Annotated in this window: 1 protein-coding gene; it reads right to left on the bottom strand. The window is 32.6% G+C overall.

Annotated features, from left to right (window positions below):
- Positions 1 to 208: 208 nt before the first annotated feature.
- Positions 209 to 457 carry a MazG nucleotide pyrophosphohydrolase domain-containing protein gene (locus ACFIK8_RS09415; RefSeq protein WP_014923999.1) on the bottom strand — a complete coding sequence of 83 codons (249 nt, stop codon included), beginning with the start codon at positions 455 to 457 and terminating at the stop codon, positions 209 to 211.
- Positions 458 to 570: the final 113 nt, after the last annotated feature.

The raw sequence follows: 570 nt of genomic DNA on the forward strand, positions 1-570 counted from the left end.
CGAGAGATATGAAGCTTGATTGATTTCGGTAAGATTACATTTAGTGAGTCAAGAATTTTCTTGATTTTTTAGGTTGATCCAACCCGGAGTTTTCCTTACTTTGCATTTTTATCCTTATTCCAAAGAATTTCCATTTCGTTCAAGGATTGCGTCAGCTAGTTTTTTCGATTGAGCAGATATACTTTCTTCACTATAGGTAAAATGAATTTCAGAATTTTGTATTTGTTTTTTTAAGTGCTTTTTGTGAATCAATATTTAAATGACGTGCGAGATTAAATAGGGTAAAGTAGAGATTGCCCAATTCTTCTTCTATATCTGATGTTTTGTCATTTTTGATTGCATCGTTGAGTTCATTAAGTTCTTTTTCGATTTTTGCAAAAATTTTATGGCTTTCATGCCAATCAACCCTCACTTTAGCAGTTTCTTTTTGTAAAACAAGCGAACGCTTCCTGATCATTTGCTGGCTGAATCTTTTTCACTTTTGCAAGAGTGTTTATTGCAGAATTGGTTAGTAAGCTTACTTCTTCGGAGTATTTTTTTGTTCAGCTTGTTCTATTTTTTATACGCTCC

The sequence above is a fragment of the Bartonella sp. MR168JLCBS genome, assembly GCF_042194175.1.